We start from the raw sequence: 22,494 nt of genomic DNA on the forward strand, positions 1-22,494 counted from the left end.
TCGGACCGCTGCCAAATCGATCGTTGAGACCGATCAGGTGTTCATGGAGTCGAAGAAGTCCGAGTTCATCTTGGTCTGCTTCAGCTTGTCGTTCAGGAACTCGACCGCATCGGTCGTGCCCATCGGCGCCAGGATCCGGCGGAGGACGAAGATCTTCTGCAGGTCGGCGCGCGGGACGAGGAGATCCTCCTTGCGTGTTCCGGACTTCAGGATATCCATCGCGGGGTAGATGCGCTTGTCCGCCACCTTGCGGTCGAGGACGATTTCCGAATTGCCGGTGCCCTTGAACTCTTCGAAGATGACTTCGTCCATGCGGCTGCCGGTATCGATCAGCGCCGTCGCGATGATGGTCAGCGAGCCGCCTTCCTCGATGTTACGGGCGGCACCGAAGAAACGCTTCGGGCGCTGCAGCGCATTGGCGTCGACACCGCCGGTCAGCACCTTGCCGGAGGACGGCACGACCGTGTTGTAGGCGCGGCCGAGGCGGGTGATGGAGTCCAATAGGATGACGACGTCGCGGCCGTGCTCGACCAGGCGCTTGGCCTTCTCGATGACCATTTCGGCGACCTGCACATGGCGCACCGCCGGCTCGTCGAAGGTCGAGGAGACCACTTCGCCGCGAACCGAGCGCTGCATGTCGGTGACTTCCTCCGGCCGCTCATCGATGAGCAGCACGATGAGGTAGCACTCCGGGTGGTTGGCGGTGATCGAGTGGGCGATGTTCTGCAGCAGCACCGTCTTGCCGGTGCGGGGCGGCGCGACGATGAGTGCGCGCTGACCCTTGCCGAGCGGGGCGACGAGGTCGATGACGCGGGCCGACAGATCCTTCGAGGTCGGATTGTCGAGCTCCATCTTGAAGCGCTCGTTCGGATAGAGCGGCGTCAGATTGTCGAAATGGCTCTTGTGCTTGATCCGCTCCGGGTCGTCGAAGTTGATCGTGTTGACCTTCAGCAGCGCGAAATAGCGCTCGCCGTCCTTCGGCGAGCGGATCGGTCCCTCGACGGTGTCGCCGGTCTTCAGCGAGAAGCGGCGGAGCTGCGAGGGCGAGATGTAGATGTCGTCCGGACCCGGCAGATAATTGGCATCGGGCGAGCGCAGGAAGCCGAAACCGTCCTGCAGCACCTCGACGACGCCCTCGCCGATGATCTCGACGCCCTGGGCCGCCAGGTTCTTCAGGATCGCGAACAGCAGCTCCTGCTTGCGCAGGACAGGCGCATTCTCGACCGCGTTCTCCTCGGCAAAGGCGATGAGCTCGGGGGCTTTCTTGTTCTTCAGGTCCTGAAGCTTCATTTCCAACATATGGTTTTACGGCTCCGTCCCGCGGATGTGATCGGGCGATCGGTGGGGGGACTGCACTGGCGTCAATAGGAAGACCGGATCGGGGGGAAGTCGTGATCAGGGGAAGTCGGTATCGCGAATGCGGGATGGGGAGAGACCGATGCCAGCGACTGAACACGTGCGGCAACGGAGAGGGTGGTGGCGGAACTGATTCGGCCAGCGCCCCTGAGGCAGGGTATCCAGATTGCCTATACCGGCAAGGCTGCCGGGGTGCAAGCGGGTTGTCAGCCAGCGAGGCATTCGGCGCGGCTGCCGAGCGGCCATTGCCCGTCGTGATGCCGGTCCGTCGCCGCCAAGCGGCTGGTTTCTGGCACCGCACGCCTTGACGAAGCCGGCTACAGGATCACTTGCCCGCGCGGGGATCACGAGAGCGAAAAACGCCGCGCAGCCCTGCTTTCGCCAGCGCTGTGGCAATGCCGCAGTTCCGTTCAGGGACGAGCCATGCAAGGGTCCGTCCACCCAAGACTGTGAAGTGACGAGGTCTACATGCCCACCGGCCGCTCTCCCGCCCTCTGGATCGCCACGATCCTCCTCGTCCTCTTCGGTGTCGCGTCGGCCGTTGGCGGCGTCTGGCTGATCAGCGCCGGCGACTCCTGGTACTATCTTGCCGCGGCCGTCCTGTTCTTCGCCACCGCCGGCCTGCTGTTCGCCCGCCGCGAGGCCGCCCTCTGGGTCTATGCGGCGCTGGTCGTCGGCACGCTCGGCTGGGCACTCTGGGAGGTCGGTCTCGACTGGTGGCCGCTCGCGGCGCGCGGCGACGTGATCTTCCTGATGGGCGTGTTCCTCCTCACGCCCTGGATCACCCGCCGCCTCTATGTGCCCGACGTGCGCGCTGCGATGGACGGCATCAAGGGTGGCCCGACCGCGTTCAGCGGCGGCGGCCTCGCGCTCTCCGCCTCGCTGGTCCTGGTGCTCGCGGTGGCGGTGACGTCCTGGTTCACCGACCTCCACCGGATCAAGGGCACCGTGCCGGCCCCGACGACGCGCGTTGCCGGCGACGCCGCCAGCATCCCCGCCGACGAATGGCGCGCCTATGGCCGCACCGGCTACGGCCAGCGCTTCTCGCCGCTCGACCAGATCACCCCGAAGAACGTCAGCACGCTCGAGACCGCCTGGACCTTCGAGACCGGCGACGTGCCGCAGGACGGCGACCCTGTGGAGACGACTTTCGAGGTCACCCCGCTGAAGATCGGCGACCGGCTTTTCCTCTGCACGCCGCACCAGAGCGTCATCGCGCTCGATGCAGACACCGGTAAAGAGATCTGGCGCTACGACCCGAAGGTCCAGGGTGCACTGGCACTGCAGCACCTGACCTGCCGTGGCCTGTCCTACCACGCCGCAGCCGTTTCATCGGAAGCCGCAGCCCCGGCTGCCGCGGCAACCCCGGCTATCTTGCCGACCGGAGCAACGACTGCCGGTGCCACTGCCACCCCGCCCGCCGGCGATGCCGCGGACCCGGCGCTTCCGGTCGCCACCGCCGGTGCCGCCGTCACCGGCACCTGCGCGGCCAAGCTGTTCATGCCGACGGCCGATGGCCGGTTGATCGCTCTCGACCCGGAGACCGGTGCGGTCTGCAGCAATTTCGGCGGGGGCGACGGGCAGATCGACCTCTGGCAGAAGATGCCCAACGTCAATCCGGGCGCCTACTACTCGACCTCGCCGGTGGTGGTCACCGCCAACATCATCATCGTCGCCGGCACCGTCCTCGACAACGTCTCGACGGCGGAAGCCTCGGGCGTCATCCGCGGCTACGACGTCAACACCGGCGATCTCGTCTGGGCTTGGGACAGCGCCAAGCCGGACCAGACGGCGCCGCTGCCGGAAGGCCAGACTTATACCGCGAACTCGCCGAACTCCTGGTCGATCTCCTCGGTCGATGAGGGCCTCGGCATGGTCTATATCCCGATGGGCAACCAGCCGCCGGACCAGTTCGGCGGCAACCGCTCGCCGGCCGTCGAGCGCTTCTCGTCCTCGGTAGTGGCGCTCGACATCGCGACCGGCACGGTGAAGTGGGTTTTCCAGACCGTCCACCACGACCTCTGGGACTACGACGTGCCGGCCCAGCCGAGCCTCATCGACCTCACCCTCAACGGCCAGACCGTGCCGGCGCTGGTACAGCCGACCAAGCAAGGCGAGCTGTTCGTGCTCGACCGCCGCACCGGCACCCCGGTTCTGCCGGTGACCGAGGTCGCGGCGCCCACGGGCGCGGCGAAGGGCGACCATACAGCGCCCACCCAGCCGAAATCGGCGCTGTCGTTCGACCCGCCCGCGCTCACCGGCAAGGACATGTGGGGCGCCACGATGTTCGACCAGCTGGCCTGCCGGGTGGCCCTGACGCGGCTGAAATATGACGGCCGCTTCACCCCGCCCTCGCTCAAGGGATCGCTGATCTATCCCGGCAATTTCGGCGTGTTCAACTGGGGCGGCGTCGCCGTCGACCCGCAGCGCCAGATCGCCTTCACCACGCCGACCTACCTCGCCTTCACCTCGCAGCTGGTACGGCGCCAGAACGAGACCGAGCTCTACGTCCAGGATGGCGGCGAGAAGCCGGCGGGCGCGCTGCCCTCGCTCAACGAGAATTTCGGCGCGCCGTATGCGATCAAGCTGGCGCCCTTCACCTCGCTGCTCGGCCTGCCCTGCCAGTCGCCGCCCTGGGGCTATGTCGCGGCAGCCGACCTCACCACCGGCAAGGTGATCTGGCAGCACAAGAACGGCACGGTGCGCGACTCCTCGCCGATCCCGCTGCCGTTCCGGATGGGCGTGCCGAACCTCGGCGGTCCGATGATGACGGCCGGCGGCGTCGCCTTCCTGTCGGGCACGCTCGACCAGTACCTGCGCGCCTACGACGTCTCGACCGGCAAGGAACTCTGGAAGGGCCGCCTGCCGGCCGGTGGCCAGGCGACGCCGATGACCTATGCCGGCCGCGACGGCAGCCAGTACGTGCTGGCGGTCGCCGGCGGGCACGGCTCGCTCGGCACCCGCACCGGCGACTCGGTAATCGCCTACAGGCTGCCGAAGCCGTAATAGCGGCTTCGGACCCGATATGAAAAAGGGCGCCCCGTGGCGCCCTTTTTCATGTCTTCGAGAGGCTGGAGATCAGACCGTCTGGACCTGCGCCTTGGCGCGTTCCTCGGCCATCCGCTGGGCGAACAGCGCGGCGAAGTCGATCGGGTCGATCATCAGCGGCGGGAAGCCGGCATTGCGGGTGACGTCGGCGACGATCTGGCGCGCGAACGGGAAGAGCAGGCGCGGGCACTCGATGAACAGCACCGGCAGCAGGTGCTCCTGCGGGAAATGCTGCAGCCGGAACACGCCGCCGTATTCGAGCTCGACATGGAACAGCAGATCCTTGTCGTCGCCAGCCTTGGCGTTCAGCGAGAGCTTGACGTCGTAGTCGCCCTCCTCGGCATTGACCGGGTTGGCGGTGACGTTGACGCCGATGTTGATGCCAGGCGCCTTGGCCTGGTTGCGCAGGGCCGCCGGCGCATTCGGGCTCTCGAACGAGAAGTCCTTGATGTACTGGGCGAGGATGTTGATCGCCGGCGCCTGGCCGTTGGGCAGACCTTGATTGGCCTGGTCGATGTCGGACATGAAAGCCTCCGCTTGGATCCCGGGCATGCCCCGCTGCGCGGCCGGCATGGTCCCCATATCTGTCCCGCCCGCCGGCCCCGGCACGCCGGCACCCGGCACGGTCGCCCGCTGCGGTGGCGCGAGCGCTAACACTTCGCGCAAGGGGAGACAAGTTCGCGCAAGACTACCCGCGACCCCGGCGAAACGCCGGCCAAAGGCGGGAAGGGCGGCTATGGCGCAGGCTTGTCGCCGCGCCAGGGACTGTCGGGGTTCGGCCGCCGGGCATACTCGTCGTCGTCGAGCTCGATCACGCCGGTGGGGGCGGCCGGCCCGGGCGCCGGGCGGCGGAGCAGGTCGCCCGACGGCATTGGGCGCCCGCGAAAGCCGGTGCCGCCGGGCATCGCCATCACGGTGACGCGCCCTTTCAGGAACCGCCAGGCGAGATCGCGCACCGGCGGGATGAAGAGGAGATAGCCGATGAGATCGGTGACGAGGCCGGGCACGATCAGCAGGAACGCCGCCAGCACGATCATCACCCCGTGCACCAGCTCGCGCCCCGGATTTTGCCCGGCCTGGACCTCCTGGCGGATGCGCAGGAGCGTCGACAGGCCTTGCCGCCGCAACAGGAGCACGCCGATCACCGCATTGCCGACGACGAGGCCGAGCGTCGGCATCAGCCCGATCCGGTCGCCGACAAGGATGAACACGGCGATCTCGATGATCGGCAGCAGCAACATCGAGAGCGGGAGCAGCAGGAGGCGCAGGGGAATTCTCCAGGTTGGGATCTCGGGCCAAAAGGAAGAAGAGGCCGGCATCCGACTAAAATTTCGTCGATATCGGCACGCTCCGTTCATTGCGGCCGCATAATTCGCGCGAATGCACGTCACAAAGAAGATAGGATCGGCCAACGGCAATTTGAATGAGCGACCGGCTCACTTATATGCAAGGTCTGCGGCGGCGGGGGAACCGTTGCCAGCTTCTTCCACCGCACCAAGCGGACACACTTTTTCGCCGCACGAATTTCCACCGCACGACGCGAACACATAGGGATTGCGCACAGGATGACCTTCGGGACGATCTTCTTCATCATCGTGGCGGCGATCGTCCTGTTCCAGCTGCGCAACGTGCTGGGCCGGCGCACCGGCAACGAGCGGCCGCCGTTCGATCCCTATGCGCGGCCCGAGAAGACCATCGAGGCTCAAGGCAATGTCGTGACGCTGCCGAACCGGCGCGAGACCGGCGTGACCGAGGCCGTGGTGGTCGACCGCTATGCGGCGATCGACAAGATCGTGCCGCCTGCCGAGCCGGCCAATGCCGAGCTCCGCCGTGTCCAGGACGCCGACCAGACCTTCGATGCCAAGGGCTTCATCGATGGCGTGAAGATCGCCTACGAGATGATCGTCGGCGCCTTTGCCTCCGGTGACCGCAAGACGCTGAAGAGCCTCCTCAGCCAGGAAGCCTATGCCGGCTTCGAGGCGGCAATCACCGAGCGCGAGGCGCGGTCGGAAAAGATGCAGTCGACCTTCGTCGGCATCGACGACGCGAAGATCGTCGCCGCCGAAACCAAGGACCGCGAGGTCCTGATCACCGTGCGGATCGTCTCCCAGCTGATCTCAGCGGTGACATCGACCACCGGCGAGGTGATCGACGGCGATCCGGAGACCGTGGTCGAGGTCAAGGACGTCTGGACCTTCGCCCGCGACACGCGCTCGAAGGATCCGAACTGGAAGCTGGTCGAAACGCAGTCCGAAGCCGCCTGAGCCAGACTGCGACGGCGAGGTGCCCGTGCTGACAGACCTTCTGGCGAAACGCCGCTTCGATGACCTGCCCGGATGGGCCGCGGCAGACCACGCCGCGGCCCTTTCGGCGTTCAGGCGCTCGGCTGCGCGGTTCATGGCCGGCGCCGTCAAGACCGGCACGCTCGGCGTCGATGCGGAGGATTTTCGCCCGGCCGCAGAAGCTGCTCTATCCGCCGCCGCCGAGATCGGCCCGGCGGAGGCCCGCGCCTTCTTCGAACGGCATTTCCAGCCGGCGTTTCTTTCGGCGAAGGCCGAGGATCCCACCGCACGCGGCTTCCTCACCGGCTATTACGAGCCCGAGCTCGACGCCTCGCTGACGCCGGATGCCCGCTTTTCCACCCCGCTCTACGGCGTGCCGAACGACCTCGTCGCCGTCGACGACGTGTCGCGGCCGGCGGGGCTCGATCCGTCCTTCCGCTATGCTTGGCGCCGGCCGGACGAGCATCTCGACGAATACCCCGACAGAGGCGCGATCGAGGCAGGCTTCCTCCACGGCCGCGGGCTGGAGATCGCCTGGCTCGACAACCCCGTCGATGCCTTCTTCGTCCACATCCAGGGCTCGGCCCGGCTGCGGCTACCAGACGGACGCCGCTTGCGCGTCACCTATGCCGCCAAGACCGGGCACCCGTTCACGGCAATCGGCCGGATCCTGGTGCAGGAGGGCGCGCTGACGCTCGCCGAGGCCGACATGGACGGCATCCGCAGCTGGCTGGCCGCGCATCCGGGTCGCGTCCGCGGTCTCCTCGACCGCAATCGCTCCTTCATCTTCTTCCGCGAGGCCGAGGTGCTCGACGAAAGCCTCGGCCCCGTCGCGGCCGCCAAGGTACCGCTGACGCCATTGGCCTCGATCGCCGTCGACCGCGTGCTCCACACCTTCGGCACGCCGTTCTTCATCGACGCGCCCGAACTGGTGCTCGCCGGCACGCCGTTCCAGCAGCTGATGATCGCGCAGGATACCGGCTCGGCGATCCTCGGCGCGGCGCGGGCCGACATCTTCGTCGGCTCCGGCCTCGCGGCGGGGCAGGCGGCGGGACGCGTGCGCCATCCCGGCGACTTCTATCTGCTGCTGCCGGCCTCCGTTCACGCCCGGATCGGGCGATGAGGCGCCGGCGGGGTCTCAGCGACGACGAGCTGCGGCTGTGGGTCGGCGTCGCCCGGCAGGCAAAGCCGATGCCCGGCAAGGATCTGCCCGACCTGCCGCCGGCCGAGCCGGTGGCGGCGCCTCGGCCGCCTGCCGTGCCCCGGCCGGCTTCGGCCAAGAACGTCCGGCTGCCGGCGCCGAAACCCGCCGCGATCGCGGTCCCCAAGCCGAGCCTGATGCCCGCCTACCAGGCGCCGGCGATCAAGGCGAAACCCGTGCGGGTGCTGCCGGGCCTCTTTCCGATCGAGAAGCCGGTCAAGCGCAAGATCGCCAAGGGAAGGGTCGAGATCGACGACCGCATCGACCTGCACGACAAGACCCAGATCGTCGCGCATTACGCGCTGCTCGGCTTCCTGCGCCAGGCGCAGGCCCACCATATGCGGCACGTGCTGGTGATCACCGGGCGCGGCGCTTCCTTCGGCTCGCGCGGGGTGATCAAGCGCTCGTTGCCGCACTGGTTCGATACGCCGGAGTTCCGCAGCCTCGTCGCCGGCTTCGAGCCCGCGGACCGCAGCCATGGCGGCGATGGCGCCTTCTACATCCGCATCCGTCGGCGATGAGCGGCGTCACCCGCAACGCGCCCAAAAGGCGACAGCGTTGACCCCGTTCGGCGAGCGCATCCGCGCACTGCGGCAGGAGAAGGGCGTGACCCAAGGCGAGATGGCAAAGGCGCTGCGCGTCTCCAGCGCCTATCTCTCGGCGCTCGAGCACGGCCGCCGCGGCCGCCCGACCTGGCAGCTGCTGCAGCGGATCATCGGCTATCTCAACGTCATCTGGGACGATGCGGAGGAGCTCGAGCGGCTCGCGGAACTCTCCCACCCGAAAGTGACGGTCGAGACCGCCGGCCTCAGTGCCGACGCGACGGCACTCGCCAACCGCCTCTCCGAAACCATCGCGATTTTGGCCCCGGCAGACCTGGTGCAGCTCCGCGCAGCGCTGGATGAGGCCGCCGCAAGGGCCGAGGCGATCCGGGCTGCGAAGCGGCGGCGGTAGGTGAGGGGGCGGGTGGCGAGATTGGTGGTAGCGGGCGCGGAGTAGCAGGCGCGGGGGTAGCGAGCGCGAAGTGGAGGCGCGGGGGAATTACCCTTTGAGCGTTGACGAGGCGCGGCCCTTGGGCTGAGGATGACATGGTTCCCATATGCTGAGGGCGCACCGGAGCTGCATACGCTGTGGGCAACCTCAATCGTTCGCTATGGGAAACCTCAATGGTTTCGAAGGAGCTGCCATGATGCCGGCCCTTCAATTTCGTCATCCCGGACTTGATCCGGGATCCATTCCTCCGCGCTGAATTGGACCTGTCCCGTGCAGAAACAACACGCGGCGCAAAGGCGGGAAAGTCGCCCGGAGCGTGTGGGGCGGACGATTTGGAATGGATCCCAGCGAAACCGTCGGTTTCGCAGCGGTCAAGCCCGGGATGACAAGGTTTCAGGGTTGGCGCCCTGACTAGTATAGCCGCCGCAAGATACACCGGAACACGGGATTATCTACACCGCCCCCAATTGCCGCGGGCAACCGAGGCATTCCCCGAAACCGCACGACCTCACAGCGGTTCGCCGTCCTCGTCCAGTTCGTCCTCGTCATATTCCTCGATCGGAATGTCGCGGCCGATGAGGCTCTTGTCGGGCGTGCCGTTGAAGGTCGCGTCGGTCTGGCGGACGAAATGCGATGCGAGATCGGGCTTGTCGGTCTCGCTCTCCACGGCAGGAACGGTGTCGGCGGAATGGGTTTTCTTGTCGGACATACTGGCCTCCCGGATCGGCCGACCTTCAAGCGTCGGCTGTCTCGAAAAGGCGGCAGGGCCAGCGCTGGTTCCCGCGCCGGCATGAACGCGTCAGACGGCCACGGCGATTTCCGGCGGGGTCGCGGGCTCGAGGAAGCTCAGCCAGAGGGCATCCGGCCCCAGCGTCTCGATGAAGGCCCGGTGGCGCAGTGCCTCCTCGGGCGTCACCCGCGGCGCCAGCGGCACGCGGCGCGGCGCGAGGCGAAGGACGGCGCCGTCGGCGTCGCGCTGCTCTTCCTGGTGCGAGGAGACGAGGCCGAGCGCCGCCTGGCGGCCGCCGATCAGCTCGATGTAGACGCCGGCCAGGAGTTCGGAGTCGACCAGCGCGCCGTGCTTGTCGCGCTTCGACGTGTCGATCGAGAAGCGCGAGCAGAGGGCATCGAGCGTTGCCGGCGCCATCGGGAATTTTCGCCGCGCCATCTGCAGCGTGTCGATGACCCGCTCCATGTCGATCGGCGGCAGGCCGAGCCGCTTCAGCTCGGCATTGAGGAAGCGGATGTCGAAGGTGGCGTTGTGGGCGATCAGGACGCTGTCGCCGAAGAACTCGGTCATCTCGGCGACGACCTCCTCGAACAGCGGCTTGTCCTTCAGGAAATCGTCGGAAATGCCGTGCACGTCGAAGGCGCCGGGATCGACGCGGCGACCCGCCGGCCGCGCGAAGGCGTGCCAGGACCGGCCGGTCGGGATGTGGTTCCAGAGCTCGATCGCGCCGATTTCGATGACGCGGTCGGCCTCGAAATCGAGGCCGGTGGTTTCCGTATCGAAGACGATCTCGCGCATGACTTCATCCCGTTGGTGTCCCGGTGTCGCGCATCTCCCCCCGAAGTTCAAGCGAGAGCTTCCGGGGGATGACGTTGTCCCCGAGGCTCGCAAGATGTTCTTACTTTGTTCTTAACGTTTACTCAGCGGCTACGAGTTTGTCGATGAGTTCGGCGATCGCGGCGCGGGCGGGTTCGATGCCGCCGGCGGTGTCGAGAACGAAGTCGGCGCGGGCCCGCTGCTCGGCGTCGGGCACTTGGCGGGCAAGGATGGAGGCGAGCTTCTCGGCCGTCATCCCCGGCCGGGCGAGAACCCGCTGGCGCTGCACCTCGGCCGGCGCCGTCACCACCAGCACCTTGTCGACCCGGCGCTCCCCGGCGGTCTCGAACAGAAGCGGGATGTCGAGCACCACCAGCGGCACGCCGGCCTTCCGCGCCTCCGCCAGAAAGGCCTGCTCCTCGGCCCGCACCAGCGGATGCACTAGCGCCTCCAGCGCCTGCAAGGCCGCGGGATCGCCGAGCACCCGGGCCGAGAGCGCCGCGCGGTCGACGACGCCGTCGCGCACCACGCCCGGAAACAACGCCTCCACCGCGGGCGCCGCCTTGCCGGCATAGAGGCGGTGGACGGTCTCGTCGGCGGAATGGACGCGAATGCCGCGCTCGGCGAAGAAGCTTGCCGTCGTCGACTTGCCCATGCCGATCGTGCCGGTAAGGCCGAGGACGATCATCGCGCAGGTCTGCCAGCAGAGCCCGTCATGGCGCGATGTCGGCGACGAGCCGCGCCCGCAGCGCCGCGTCGACGGTCGGGCGCTGGCCGAACCAGCGCTCGAAGCCCGGCACCGCCTGGTGCAGCAGCATGCCGAGCCCGTCGGCATGGCGGAGGCCCCGCGCTTCGGCCGCCAGCAGCACCGGCGTCGCCAGCGGGACATAGACGATGTCGGTGACCAGCGCGGTGTCTGCGAGGGCGGAAAGATCCGGCAAGGCGCCGTCCTCTGTCGCCGAGGCCGGCACGGTGTTGACGAGGAGATCGGCGCCGGCGAGGAGCGCTGCCTGCGCTTCCGCGCCATGGCCGCTGACCCGGGCGCCGAAGCGCTCGGCCAAAGCCGACGCCCGGGCCTCGGTGCGGTTGACGACGTGGACGCGGGCGACGCCGGCCGACAGCAGCGCGAAGACCACCGCCAGCGCCGCACCACCGGCGCCGAGGACCACGGCATTCTCCGCATCGCGCCAGCCGGGCAGGCGCTCGTCGAGATTGGCGGAGAAGCCGTAAGCGTCGGTATTGCCGCCGGTGAGGATCCCGTCCTCCCACCACAGCGTGTTCACCGCCCCGATCGCCTCGGCCGCCGCATCCCGCCGGCCGACGGCGGCAAAGGCCGCCTCTTTGTGCGGCAGCGTGACGTTGCCGCCGACGAAGCCGCTGCCGGCAAAACCCTCGAGGAAGTCGCCGAACTCTTCCGGCGGGATGCCGAGCCGCTGGTAGGAGCCGGGAATGCCGTAGCGCTGCAGCCAGTCGCCGTGGATGAGCGGCGAGCGCGAGTGCCAAACCGGCCAGCCCGTCACGAAGGCGCGCGGGCCTTCCTGAGGCTCATTGGGCGTCTCGTCATCGTGGAAGACATGCATGGCGGTTCCGGCAGCAAGGCGTTCAAGATCCCCGCAGCGTTACCCAATCGATCGCCCGACCGCAAACCTTCGAGAGCGCGGGTTCTTGAGAACGCGGAGACCAACGGCCGCCGTGTCTCACGTGAAACATTCGGCGGACTGCCTAACGTCTCGGGAGAGCGGAAGATGCCCGGCGTCAGTCCGCGTCGAGTTCAGGATAATGGCGGAAGATGCCGTCCTCGCTGAGCGGCAGGCGGCGATCGCTGGCGAGGTAGGTGGCGATGTTCGGCTGCGCGGCGACGCCCGCCGCCAGCGCCACGACGCGCGGATAATCGGCCTCGATGGCGGCCATGCGCCGGGGAAAGGCGTAGCGGAGGCCTTCGACCAGTTGGAACAGGCCGATGTCGGCATAGCTGAGACTGCCGCCGGCGAGGAAGCCGGAGGCGTCGATCAGGCGCTCGTACCAGCCGAGGTACTTTGGCATCCGCTCCGCCCGGAAACCTTCGGCCCGGCGCAGGGCCTCGGGCTTCTGGTCCTCGTAGTAGAGCCCGGTGCCGACGGGATGATGGACCTCGTGCGCCTCCGAAACGATGTCGGCCGTGGTCGCCGCGATCGACCGGGCGAACAGGCGGGTGGCCGGATCCTCCGGCGCCAGCCCCAGCGTCTCGCCGAGATAAGCTGCGATGACGGCGGTCTGCGAGACCATCAGATCGCCGTGAACGAGGAAGGGCGAGGCGAACGGGTGGGCGCCGCCCCAGCCGGACTTCATCATCGCCGTCATACCGGCAATGCCACCGCCGGGAATGTCCAGCCGGGCCATGTCGCGATACTCGGCCCCGGCGGCTTCCAGCACCAGCCGGACGAACTCGCCGCGGCCTTGGATGCCCGGCCAGTAGTAGAGATCAAAGGTCATGGCGGCACTCTCCAAGATTTAGTCGGCCCGCCCCACAGTTGACCGCGGGACGGGTACCGGAGCCGTTCCGGAGGCTCGCAGGACTAGATGCCGATATCCTCGGCGGTCTTCGGCTGCATGATCGGACAGCCATTGTGCGCGGCACGGAAGCCGGAGGACATCTCGTAGGCGGGCTTGCGCACCCGCATGATCGAGCCGAGCGGCCGGTGCTCGGTGATGCCGTGCCAGGGCGAGAAGGCCATGCCGTTGTCGACATGGCGCTCGGCCGCATCGCTCCAGGCATCCTGCGGGCCGACGCTGACGCGGCCGACGGTGATGAACGGGCTCTCCTCCTCGGACCATGGCACCGAGGCATCCTCGATCGGCATGGCCGTTGGATCGGTCATCAGCTGCACCCGCAGTTCCCATTCGCCGGACTGCGTGGCGAACACCTCGGACACCGCCTCGCGCAGCGCATTGGGCTTGCCGGAGACGTCGACCTTTGCGCCGGTCAGGGCTTTCAGGTTGGGGCTGACCGGGGCAAGCGACAGTTTCGCGACGTAGCGGCCATAGAGGAGCGGTGCCTGGGTATAGAAAGTATCGCCGAGCACATGGGTGTTCGGATGGCCGCCCATGGCGATGAGGGTCGAGCTCTTGCCGCCGGCTGCCTCGACCAGAGTCTCGGCGCCGCGCAAGGCCGCCGAAACGGCTTTCTTCAGGAACTGCGGCGTGTCGGTGGTCTTGGCGAGGAGCTTCAGGTTGCCGAGAAACGCCTTGGCGGTGGAGGCGGAGAAGGCGGGGCCGTTGACCATGACGAAATCCTGATCGGCGCCCGGCGAGTCCGGCAGACGCTCGCCGGGCACGCCGACGATCTTCATCGCCATGCCGCGCGGCAGAGAGATGGAGTCGTCGAGGATATCGCCGGGATTGGTGGAGAAGCGCATCACCACCGGATAGGACGCCGCCGTCGCGAAGATGCCCTGCGCGAGTTCCGGCGGCAGGCCGTCCGCGATGGTCAGCGTGCCCCGCAGGATGCCGTGGCTCTTGGCGTGGACGCTGCGCACGGCATGGCCGTAGTCCTTGGCGGTGATCTGCATGATGCCGCGCAAGGTCTCCACGAGCTCACGCGCGGTCTCGGCCTCGTCGAACTCAAGATGCTCGAAGCGCGGGTCGAAAGGGACAGGCGGGTTCTGGAACGGAACATGGCTCATGGGACATCCAGTCTTGCAACAACGGTCTCCCTCGAATGGCCGGGAGGCACTGCTGTTCCCCGGCAACACCGGCTTGTGAGCGAGATGTCGCACTGTTGCCGGCCGGCATCCGTTTGCGCTGCGTCATGCCGGCCCCGGAGACAAGCCGCCTCGGACGGGTGGACAGGCCGGCCGCACTTGCCTAACCAGACGCCGGGGCCCCGCCGGTTCGTCCGCCGCGCCTCTCCCGTATCGAAGACCTCGAGGAAACCCCATGGACGCCGTGCGTTCGTTCGAACGGCCGGCCGTGGCGCCCGACAACAGCTGGAGCCGGCACCTCAAGGCGACGCTGGTGCTCGGCCTGCCGCTGATCGGCGCGCAGCTGGCGCAGATGTCGATCCACGTCACCGACACCGTGATGATCGGCCAGCTCGGCCCCGAGCAGCTGGCCGCCGCGGTGCTGTCGACGCAGGCCTTCTTCCTCGTCTGGATCTTCGGCTCGGGCTTTGCCCAGGCGGTGATGCCGCTCGCCGCCAACGCCGCGGGGCGCGGCGACATCAGGGGTGTCCGGCGGTCGGTGCGAATGGGGCTCTGGGTGATCACCCTCTACGCCATCGCTGTGATGCCGCCGCTCTGGCACTTCGAGGCGATCCTCGTCTCGCTCGGCCAGGACCCGGCCGTCGCCGCGCGCGCCGGCGCCTTCATGCGCGTCCTGCAATGGGGCATGTTCCCGGCGCTCGGCATCATCGGCCTGCGCTCCTATCTCAGCGTCCTCGGCCGCGCCAACCTCATCCTCCTCGTCACCGTGGCGGGCGCGCTGATCAACGGCCTCCTCGCCTATACCTTCATCTTCGGGCATTTCGGCGCGCCGGCGCTCGGCATGCAAGGCGCCGCCTACGCCTCGCTCGGCACCAATGCCGCGATGGCGGCGATCACCGTCGCCTATGCCGTGCTGAACCCGCATCTGAAGCCCTATGAGCTGTTCGTCCGCTTCTGGCGGCCGGACTGGCCGGCGTTCTTCGAGGTGTTCCGCCTGGGGCTGCCGATCTCGCTGACGGTAATCGCCGAGACCGGCATGTTCGGCGCCTCGACCATCATGATGGGCTGGCTCGGCGCGGAGGTGCTGGCCGCGCACGGCATCGCGCTGCAGCTCGCCTCGATCGCCTTCATGGTGCCGCTCGGCCTGTCGAACGCCGGGACGGTCCGGGTCGGGCTCGCCTATGGCCGCAAGGACTGGCCGGGTCTCGGCCGCGCCGGCTATGTGGCGCTGGGGCTGACGGTGATGACCTCCGGCGTCGGGGCGCTGCTGTTCTGGCTGGTGCCGGGCACGCTGATCGGCCTCTACCTCGACCGGTCGAACCCGCACAGTGCGCCGGTGCTGGCCCAGGGCATCGCGATGCTGATGATCGGGGCGGTGTTCCAGCTGGCCGACGGCCTGCAGGTGACCGGCTCGGCGCTGCTGCGCGGCCTGAAGGACACGCGGATACCGATGCTGATCGCCGCCTTCAGCTATTGGGTCGTCGGCGTTCCCGTCGCCTACGTCCTCGCCTTTCCGCTCGGGCTCGGCGGCCCCGGCATCTGGTGGGGCCTCGCCGCCGGGCTGGCGCTGGCGGCCGTGCTGATGTGCTGGCGCTTCCACCGCCGCGCCGCCTTCGGCCTGACGCCGGCCTGAGCGCCGGCAGGCAGGCTCGCCCGCCTCCTGCAAAACGGCCGCACAAAAGACCGGAGCATGAGTCTTTGGCCGCATAGAGCGCCAAAACCGGTTGCGACATGTTGACCGAGGGTAAGCGCGAAACTAGCGTCGACCCAAGCCAAGACCCCGGCCAAGCAGACGCAGCGCTGCACCGGGGCGATCTGCACATCAACGGGTCTGGGAGGACGTCCGATGAAGCTTGCATCCCTTGTAGGCGCTGCCGCCATGGCGCTCGCCATCGGTATGGCCGCCGCGCAGGAATATCCGACGCAGCCGATCACCATCGTCGTGCCGTTTGCCGCGGGCGGGCCGACCGACACGGTGACGCGGCTCATCGCCGAGCCGATGGGCCGGGAGCTCGGCCAGCAGATCGTGGTGCAGAACGTCGCCGGTGCCGGCGGCACGCTGGCAGCGGGTCAGGTCGCGAAGGCCGATCCCGACGGCTACACCATCCTGATGCACCACATCGGCATGTCGACCGCGCCGACGCTCTACCGCAACCTCGACTTCGACCCGCTGAAGGATTTCGCCACCATCGGCCTCGTCACCAACGTGCCGATGACGATGATCGGCCGCAAGGACCTCGAGCCGAACACACTGGCCGAGCTCGTCGCCTACGTGAAGGCCAACAAGGACAGCGTCGTCTACGCCAATGCCGGCATCGGCGCGGCCTCGCACCTCTGCGGCATGCTGTTCATGAACGCCATCGGCACCGCGGTGACCACTGTTCCCTACAAGGGCACGGGCCCGGCGATGACCGATATCCTCGCCGGCGAGGTCGACTTCATGTGCGACCAGTCGACCAACACCACCGGCCAGATCAAGGGCGGCGAGGTGAAGGCGTTCGCGGTGACGACGCCGGAGCGCCTCGGCAACCTGCCGGACGTGCCGACCTCGATCGAGGCGGAGCTGCCGGACTTCCAGGTCGGCGTCTGGCACGGCCTCTACGCCCCCGCCGGCACGCCCGACGCGGTGGTCGACAAGCTCTCGAAGGCGCTGCAGGCGGCGCTCGCCGACAAGACGGTGATCGAGCGCTTCGCCGAGCTCGGCACCGCCCCGGTCGCGCTCGACCAGGCGACGCCCGCCGCGCACAAGACCTACCTCGCCGACCAGATCGCGCTGTGGAAGCCGATCATCGAGAAGGCCGGCGTGTTCGCCGACTGAGAGCCGGCCACACTCTTCGCAATGCACGACGCTGAAGCTGTTTTCTTCGCCCCTCCGGGGAGAAGGTCGCGGCAGCGGGATGAGGGGGAGCGCGCCGCGACAGTGACCATCGTCCGTCCGCGGCATGCCCCCTCATCGGCCTGCCGGCCACTTCTCCCCGAAGGGGCGAAGGAGGCAGCGTCGACGCCGCAGCCTCCCCGAATGTCACCGCCCCCCTGAAAGGCCCGCCGTGGAACTGCAGAAATCGCGCAAGGACCTTCTATCCGGCCTGATCTTCCTCGGCTTCGGGGCAGCGTTCGCCGTTACCGCGCTCGGCTATCCCATGGGCACCGGCCTGCGGATGGGCGCCGGCTTCTTTCCCTTCGCGCTCGGGCTGATCCTCTGCGGCTTCGGCATCGCCGTCATGATCAAGGGTTTTCTGCACCGGGGCGAGGCCGAAGACCTCGGCACCATCCCCTGGCGCGGCGTGGTGCTGATCCTCGGCGGGCTGATCTTCTTCGGCGCCTGCGTGCGCGGGCTCGGCCTCGGGCCGACGCTGTTCGTCACCGTGCTGGTCAGCGCCCTTGCCAGCCGCACGCTCTCGCCCGTCATTGCCGTCGTCCTCGCCGCGGCGATGACGGTGATCTGCTACGTTATCTTCGTGCGCGGCCTCGGCGTCACCGTCCCGATGCTCGGCCCTTGGATCGGTATCTGATGGATCTCGTCGCCAACCTCGCCCTCGGCTTCCAGACGGCGCTCGAGCCAACCAACATCCTCTACTGCTTCGTCGGCGTGCTGCTGGGCACCCTCGTCGGCGTGCTGCCGGGCATCGGCCCAACGGCGACGATCGCCATGCTGCTGCCGATCACCTTCGCCTTCGCCCCGGTGACGGCACTGATCATGCTCGCCGGCATCTATTACGGCGCACAGTACGGCGGCTCGACGACGGCGATCCTGATCAACCTGCCGGGCGAATCCTCCTCGGCGGTGACGGCGATCGACGGCTACCAGATGGCCAAGCAAGGCCGCGCCGGGCCGGCGCTCGCCACCGCCGCGCTCGGCTCGTTCTTCGCCGGCACAGTCGCGACCTTCATCCTGGTGCTCGCCGCCCCGCCTTTGGCGCGCGTCGCCCTATCGTTCTCGGCGCCGGAATACTTCTCGCTGATCATCCTCGGCCTCCTCGCCTCGATCGCGCTGGCGCAAGGCTCGGTGCTGAAGGCGATGGGGATGATCGTGCTCGGCATCCTCCTCGGCACCGTCGGGCAGGACGGCTTCGACGGCACGCCGCGCTATTCCTTCGGCTTCCGCGAGCTCTATTCCGGCATCAGCTTCGTCTCGGTGGCGATCGGCATCTTCGGCGTCGCGGAAATCCTGAGGAACCTCGAGAACGAGACGACGCGCGACGTCATGGTCAAGACTGTGAAGAACCTCTGGCTGACCAAGGACGACTTCAAGCGGATCATCGCGCCGGTGCTGCGCGGCACGGCGCTCGGCTCGATCCTCGGCATCCTGCCGGGCGGCGGCCATGTGCTCGCATCGTTCGCGTCGTATGCCCTAGAAAAGCGGGTGTCGAAACACCCCGAAGAGTTCGGCAATGGCGCGATCGAGGGCGTCGCCGGACCGGAATCGGCGAACAATGCGGCGGCGCAGACCTCGTTCATCCCGCTGCTGACGCTCGGTATTCCCGCCCATCCGGTGATGGCGCTGATGATCGGCGCCTTCATCACGCAAGGCATCACCCCCGGGCCGAACGTCATCACCGACGAGCCGGCGCTGTTCTGGGGCATCATCGTCTCGATGTGGGTCGGCAATCTGATGCTGGTGATGCTGAACCTGCCGCTGATCGGGCTCTGGGTGAAGCTCCTCACCATTCCCTACAAGGTGCTGTTCCCGGCGATCATCGCGTTTGCCTGCATCGGCAGCTACTCGATCGACCAGAACGCCTTCGACATCTACGCCATCGTGTTCTTCGGCGTGCTCGGCTACGGGCTGATGAAACTCGGCTGCGAGCCGGCGCCGCTGCTGCTCGGCTTCGTGCTCGGCCCGCTGCTGGAGGATCATTTCCGCCGGGCGATGATCCGCTACCGCGGCGACCCGATGATCTTCCTCGAACGCCCGATCTCGGCCGCCCTCCTGGCACTGGCGCTCGCCGCGGTGATCATCGCGGTGCTGCCGCAGATCCGGCGCAAGCGGCAGGAGGTGTTCGTCGAGGACGAGTGAGGGTCAGCGGTGGAGCGGATAAGGTTTGATCAGCGCCTCGGCCGGAATGTCCCAGTCCCTCGACAGCCTATGCACCATATCGAGCGTAAGACCGCGTCGTTTGCTTAAGACTTCCGATGCGCGCGACCGCGATCCCAGGAGCTTGCCAAGATCGACCTGCGAAAGGTTCCGCATGGCCATGACTTCGTGAATCATCTCGATCGGATCTGGTGGGTCGATGGGCCAATGCAAGGCCTCGTACCGCTCAATCAAGGTCGCAAGGACATCGTAACGGTCGGCTTCGGCGCTTCCTGCGGGGGGCGAGTCGACGAAATAAGGCTCGATCTCTGCAAGGGCCCAGTCATAATCGGCTTCCGTGCGCAGCGGGCGGATGTCCATGTAAGCCATCCTCGTGCGTCCCAAATCCTCAGCGATCGGCGGAGAAAGGATGGCACGATCGCATGAATTCGTCATCCCGGACTTGATCCGGGATCCATTCCAATCCGTCGAACAAGAGTGGTCCGGGGGACATTCTCACCATTCTGAACCGGTCGACGCCTGACGCGAAGAGGAATGGATCCCGGATCAAGTCCGGGATGACGAACTTGGAGGGTTTGCGCCTTATCTGTAGCAGCCAGAATAGCCAGAGTCGGGGAGAGGTCACAATCGCGTAGGCATATCCGACAGAAGCACGCTGTAACCGATTACGAGGCTAAAGAGCCAGCGTTACTTCCCTGAGCTTAGCCGCTGCGAGCTCAGGCGCAGCTCTTCGAACCGCCGCCTTCGGGCTCGATCTGGACGCGGGTATGGCCGGCGCCGATGAAGCCGAGGCGCTGGGCGGCGCCCTTGGAGAGGTCGATGAGACGGCCCTTGATGAAGGGCCCGCGGTCGTTGATGCGGACGACGACGGCCTTGCCGTTGTTGAGGTTGGTCACCTTAACCTTCGAGCCGAGCGGCAGCGTCTTGTGCGCGGCGGTCATGGCCGAAGGGTTCATCATCTCGCCGGATGCGGTACGCGAGCGCAGGGCATACCAGGAGGCGCCACCGCAGGAAGTGCGGACCAGGGGCTTGATCGGCCGGGCATCGGCCGTGACGGCGAAGGTGGCGGTGAACAGGGTAGCCACGAGGGCAGTGGCGGCCAAAACAGTCGTCGTCTTCAAGAACTCGGGTCCTTATCCCGTTGATTTCCCACGGGTGACCGAGCCTTGCCTCGTGGCCCCCGTGTTTGACGGGGGCTCAGTGCGCGGCTGATCAGGCCAGAAAAAGGACCGTTCCATCACGAAGCATTTCAGCGCGTTATCCTAGCGCGGTTTTTGTGAGGCATGCGCCGCGTAATCGCCTGCGAGGGCTGACAGCGCCTCCCGGTAGGTCGGATAGCGAAACGTGTACCCCGTGCGCTTAATTTGCGCGTTGGAAACCCGCTTGTTCTCGCCGTAAAAGCTCCGCGCCATCGGCGAAAGCGTCGCGGTGTCGAAGTCCACCGCCGGCGGGACGGGCAGACCGACGAGCTGAGCGGCATGCTCGACGACGTCCTGCGGGGGGGCGGGCTCGTCGTCGGTGACGTTGAAGATGCCGCCGATCCGCTGCCCCGCCAGAAGTTTCAGCGCGCCCGCGATATCCTCGACATGGATGCGGTTGAACACCTGGCCGGGCTTCACCAGCCGCCGCGCCTTGCCCTCCGCTAGATTGACGAAGGCGTTGCGGCCGGGGCCGTAGATCCCCGACAGGCGCAGAATGGCCAGCGGCACGCCGCGCTGGGCGGCAAGCTCCGCCCAGCCCTCCTCGGCCTCGACACGCTCGAGCGAGCGTTGCGAGACCGGCTTTACCGGCGTCGTCTCGTCCACCCAGGCGCCAGCGTGGTCGCCATAGACGCCGACGGTCGAGAGATAGCCGATCCAGGCAAGGTTCGGCATCCGCGAGAGCACGGTGTCGCGGTAGGCCGAAAGAACGGGATCACCGGCCTCGCCGGGGGCGATAGAGACAAGGAGATGCGTCGTCTCGCGGAGCGCGGCCTCGATCTCGTGCGTCCCCGCCGCCGTGCCGCCGAAGAGGAGCGGCTTCCAGCCCTTTTCCGCCATGACGGCTGCCTTGTCGGCGGACCGCGTCGTCACCCCCGCCAGAAGGCCTGGATCCAACGCTGCGACGAAGGCGCTGGCCGAGTAGCCACAGCCGAAGACGAACAACCGGTCGCTCGGGTTCATGACAGGCTCCCGGCTTTGCCTTTGGCCAGCGCGCCCCGTTCAGTCCGTCCCGTCCAACGCATGCCACTCGCTCCTCACCGTCTCGTCCTCCTCCCTATGCAGGGCGGCGGCACGACCTGCCAAGGCCCCCGGCGGATCGAGCCGCCCGAAAGACCAGACCGCCATCGCCCGCACCAAGGGCGCGGCGTCGGTCAGTAGCGCATGAACTTGCGGCCAAAACCCAGCATCGCCCGAATTGCCGGCCGCGATCAGGCAGTTCGACACGAATTTGTCCCGCCCGACGCGCTTGACCGGCGAGCCGGAGAACAGCGCGCGAAAGGCCGCGTCGTCGAGCGCCAGCAGGTCGGCGAGGCGCGGCGCCTTCAGATCGTCGCGGGCCACGAGCTTCGCCTCCCGCGCTTTCTCGGCGAACTTGTTCCAGGGACAGACGGCGAGGCAGTCGTCACAGCCGTAGATGCGGTTGCCCATCGCCCGCCGGAACGCTTTCGGCACCACGGCTTTCGTCTCGATGGTGAGGTAGGAAATGCAGCGGCGCGCATCGAGCCGGTAGGGCGCGGGGAAGGCATCGGTCGGGCAAGCGGTCTGGCAGGACGTGCAGGAGCCGCAAAGGTCGCGGCCGGGCGCGTCGGGGGAAAGGTCGAGCGTCGTGAAGATCGAGCCGAGGAAAAGCCAAGAGCCGAGCTCGCGCGAGACGAGGTTGGTGTGCTTGCCTTGCCAGCCGAGCCCCGCCATCTGGCCGAGCGGCTTCTCCATCACCGGCGCGGTGTCGACGAAGACCTTCATCTCGCCACCGCCGGCCTTGGCGATCAGCCGGGAGCCGAGTTCCTTGAGGCGTCCCTTGATGACGTCGTGATAGTCGCGGTTCTGGGCGTAGACCGAGATCGCCCCGCGGTCCGGCCGGCCGAGGATCGCCAGCGGGTCCGCGTCCGGGCCGTAGTTCATGCCGAGCACCACGATCGAGCGCACCGCCGGCCACAGCGCCCGGGCCGACCGGCGCCGCTCCAGCGTCTCCGGCATCCAGCCCATGGTGCCGTGCCGCCCGTCCGCGACAAATTCTTCCAGCCGCCCGCCGGCCGCGACGTCCCCCTCGCCCGGCGCGACGCCGACGGCATCGAAGCCGAGGCGTCGGGCATCGGCGTCGAGGAAGGCGCGGAGGGCGGCGGGGGTGGTCATGCTCGGTATATAGCCGAT

22 protein-coding genes are annotated in these 22,494 nt (G+C 67.6%); 9 read left to right on the top strand and 13 right to left on the bottom strand.

Annotated features, from left to right (window positions below):
* Nucleotides 1-33 precede the first annotated feature (33 nt).
* Nucleotides 34-1,299 carry a transcription termination factor Rho gene (gene rho, locus ACZL02_RS15510; protein ID WP_472936381.1) on the bottom strand — a complete coding sequence of 422 codons (1,266 nt, stop codon included), beginning with the start codon at nt 1,297-1,299 and terminating at the stop codon, nt 34-36.
* A gap of 525 nt (nt 1,300-1,824) precedes the next feature.
* Here rho and ACZL02_RS15515 point away from each other — a divergent pair.
* On the top strand, nt 1,825-4,362 hold the full coding sequence (locus ACZL02_RS15515) for a glucose/quinate/shikimate family membrane-bound PQQ-dependent dehydrogenase (RefSeq protein ID WP_472939169.1): 2,538 nt from the start codon (nt 1,825-1,827) through the stop codon (nt 4,360-4,362).
* Between the two features lie 72 nt (nt 4,363-4,434).
* Here ACZL02_RS15515 and secB read toward each other — a convergent pair whose 3' ends face one another.
* Together secB and ACZL02_RS15525 are read right to left on the bottom strand one after the other, a co-directional pair.
* Nucleotides 4,435-4,929: a protein-export chaperone SecB gene (gene secB / locus ACZL02_RS15520; RefSeq protein ID WP_472939170.1), complete on the bottom strand. Its 495-nt coding sequence runs from the start codon at nt 4,927-4,929 to the stop codon at nt 4,435-4,437.
* A 209-nt stretch (nt 4,930-5,138) separates the two neighbouring features.
* On the bottom strand, nt 5,139-5,645 hold the full coding sequence (locus ACZL02_RS15525) for an FxsA family protein (protein ID WP_496258478.1): 507 nt from the start codon (nt 5,643-5,645) through the stop codon (nt 5,139-5,141).
* 324 nt (nt 5,646-5,969) lie between these two features.
* Between ACZL02_RS15525 and ACZL02_RS15530 the strand changes: the two genes are divergently transcribed.
* Genes ACZL02_RS15530 through ACZL02_RS15545 form a run of 4 tightly spaced genes read left to right on the top strand, consistent with a single transcriptional unit; the run spans nt 5,970 to nt 8,841 of the window.
* Nucleotides 5,970-6,668: a Tim44/TimA family putative adaptor protein gene (locus ACZL02_RS15530; protein WP_472939172.1), complete on the top strand. Its 699-nt coding sequence runs from the start codon at nt 5,970-5,972 to the stop codon at nt 6,666-6,668.
* Nucleotides 6,669-6,696: 28 nt separating this feature from the next.
* The gene (gene mltA, locus ACZL02_RS15535; RefSeq protein ID WP_472939594.1) at nt 6,697-7,809 is read left to right on the top strand and encodes a murein transglycosylase A; all 1,113 of its coding nucleotides are present in this window, start codon (nt 6,697-6,699) and stop codon (nt 7,807-7,809) included.
* Nucleotides 7,806-8,408 carry a Smr/MutS family protein gene (locus tag ACZL02_RS15540; protein WP_472939173.1) on the top strand — a complete coding sequence of 201 codons (603 nt, stop codon included), beginning with the start codon at nt 7,806-7,808 and terminating at the stop codon, nt 8,406-8,408. Before mltA ends, ACZL02_RS15540 begins: the two co-directional genes overlap by 4 nt.
* Nucleotides 8,409-8,445: 37 nt before the next feature.
* Complete coding sequence (locus ACZL02_RS15545; RefSeq protein ID WP_472939174.1) at nt 8,446-8,841, top strand: helix-turn-helix domain-containing protein; 396 nt, start codon at nt 8,446-8,448, stop codon at nt 8,839-8,841.
* 547 nt (nt 8,842-9,388) lie between these two features.
* Here ACZL02_RS15545 and ACZL02_RS15550 read toward each other — a convergent pair.
* The 6 genes from ACZL02_RS15550 to ACZL02_RS15575 all read right to left on the bottom strand — a co-directional run bounded on the left by ACZL02_RS15550 (nt 9,389) and on the right by ACZL02_RS15575 (nt 14,088).
* The gene (locus ACZL02_RS15550) at nt 9,389-9,589 is read right to left on the bottom strand and encodes a hypothetical protein (protein WP_472939175.1); all 201 of its coding nucleotides are present in this window, start codon (nt 9,587-9,589) and stop codon (nt 9,389-9,391) included.
* 90 nt (nt 9,590-9,679) lie between these two features.
* Nucleotides 9,680-10,408, bottom strand: a complete 729-nt coding sequence (gene dnaQ, locus ACZL02_RS15555; RefSeq protein WP_472939176.1) for a DNA polymerase III subunit epsilon — start codon at nt 10,406-10,408, stop codon at nt 9,680-9,682.
* Between the two features lie 118 nt (nt 10,409-10,526).
* Nucleotides 10,527-11,114 carry a dephospho-CoA kinase gene (gene coaE, locus ACZL02_RS15560; RefSeq protein ID WP_472939177.1) on the bottom strand — a complete coding sequence of 196 codons (588 nt, stop codon included), beginning with the start codon at nt 11,112-11,114 and terminating at the stop codon, nt 10,527-10,529.
* Between the two features lie 25 nt (nt 11,115-11,139).
* Nucleotides 11,140-12,006, bottom strand: a complete 867-nt coding sequence (locus ACZL02_RS15565) for a shikimate dehydrogenase (protein WP_472939178.1) — start codon at nt 12,004-12,006, stop codon at nt 11,140-11,142.
* 175 nt (nt 12,007-12,181) lie between these two features.
* Nucleotides 12,182-12,898 (bottom strand): glutathione S-transferase, encoded by a 717-nt coding sequence (locus ACZL02_RS15570; protein ID WP_472939179.1) that lies wholly within the window; start codon nt 12,896-12,898, stop codon nt 12,182-12,184.
* Between the two features lie 83 nt (nt 12,899-12,981).
* Complete coding sequence (locus ACZL02_RS15575) at nt 12,982-14,088, bottom strand: catalase family protein (RefSeq protein WP_472939180.1); 1,107 nt, start codon at nt 14,086-14,088, stop codon at nt 12,982-12,984.
* Nucleotides 14,089-14,341: 253 nt separating this feature from the next.
* On the opposite strand from ACZL02_RS15575, the gene ACZL02_RS15580 reads away from it, so the two are divergent.
* From ACZL02_RS15580 to ACZL02_RS15595, 4 genes are all read left to right on the top strand, one after another.
* A complete protein-coding gene (locus ACZL02_RS15580; RefSeq protein ID WP_472939181.1) occupies nt 14,342-15,739 on the top strand; it encodes an MATE family efflux transporter in 1,398 nt (465 codons plus the stop codon).
* Nucleotides 15,740-15,952: 213 nt separating this feature from the next.
* Nucleotides 15,953-16,924, top strand: coding sequence for a tripartite tricarboxylate transporter substrate-binding protein (locus ACZL02_RS15585; RefSeq protein WP_472939182.1), 972 nt, complete (start codon nt 15,953-15,955; stop codon nt 16,922-16,924).
* A gap of 229 nt (nt 16,925-17,153) precedes the next feature.
* Entirely contained in the window at nt 17,154-17,618 is a 465-nt protein-coding gene (locus tag ACZL02_RS15590) for a tripartite tricarboxylate transporter TctB family protein (protein ID WP_472939183.1), read from the top strand.
* A complete protein-coding gene (locus tag ACZL02_RS15595) occupies nt 17,618-19,123 on the top strand; it encodes a tripartite tricarboxylate transporter permease (protein WP_472939184.1) in 1,506 nt (501 codons plus the stop codon). Before ACZL02_RS15590 ends, ACZL02_RS15595 begins: the two co-directional genes overlap by 1 nt.
* 3 nt (nt 19,124-19,126) lie before the next feature.
* On the opposite strand, the gene ACZL02_RS15600 is transcribed toward ACZL02_RS15595, so the two are convergent.
* From ACZL02_RS15600 to queG, 4 genes are all read right to left on the bottom strand, one after another.
* Nucleotides 19,127-19,501 carry a helix-turn-helix domain-containing protein gene (locus ACZL02_RS15600; protein ID WP_472939185.1) on the bottom strand — a complete coding sequence of 125 codons (375 nt, stop codon included), beginning with the start codon at nt 19,499-19,501 and terminating at the stop codon, nt 19,127-19,129.
* A 356-nt stretch (nt 19,502-19,857) separates the two neighbouring features.
* A complete protein-coding gene (locus tag ACZL02_RS15605; protein ID WP_472939186.1) occupies nt 19,858-20,262 on the bottom strand; it encodes a septal ring lytic transglycosylase RlpA family protein in 405 nt (134 codons plus the stop codon).
* 141 nt (nt 20,263-20,403) lie between these two features.
* Entirely contained in the window at nt 20,404-21,303 is a 900-nt protein-coding gene (locus ACZL02_RS15610) for an SDR family oxidoreductase (protein WP_472939187.1), read from the bottom strand.
* A gap of 39 nt (nt 21,304-21,342) precedes the next feature.
* On the bottom strand, nt 21,343-22,476 hold the full coding sequence (gene queG, locus ACZL02_RS15615) for a tRNA epoxyqueuosine(34) reductase QueG (RefSeq protein WP_472939188.1): 1,134 nt from the start codon (nt 22,474-22,476) through the stop codon (nt 21,343-21,345).
* Nucleotides 22,477-22,494: the final 18 nt, after the last annotated feature.

Source organism: Mesocryomonas fontinalis, assembly GCF_055730125.2.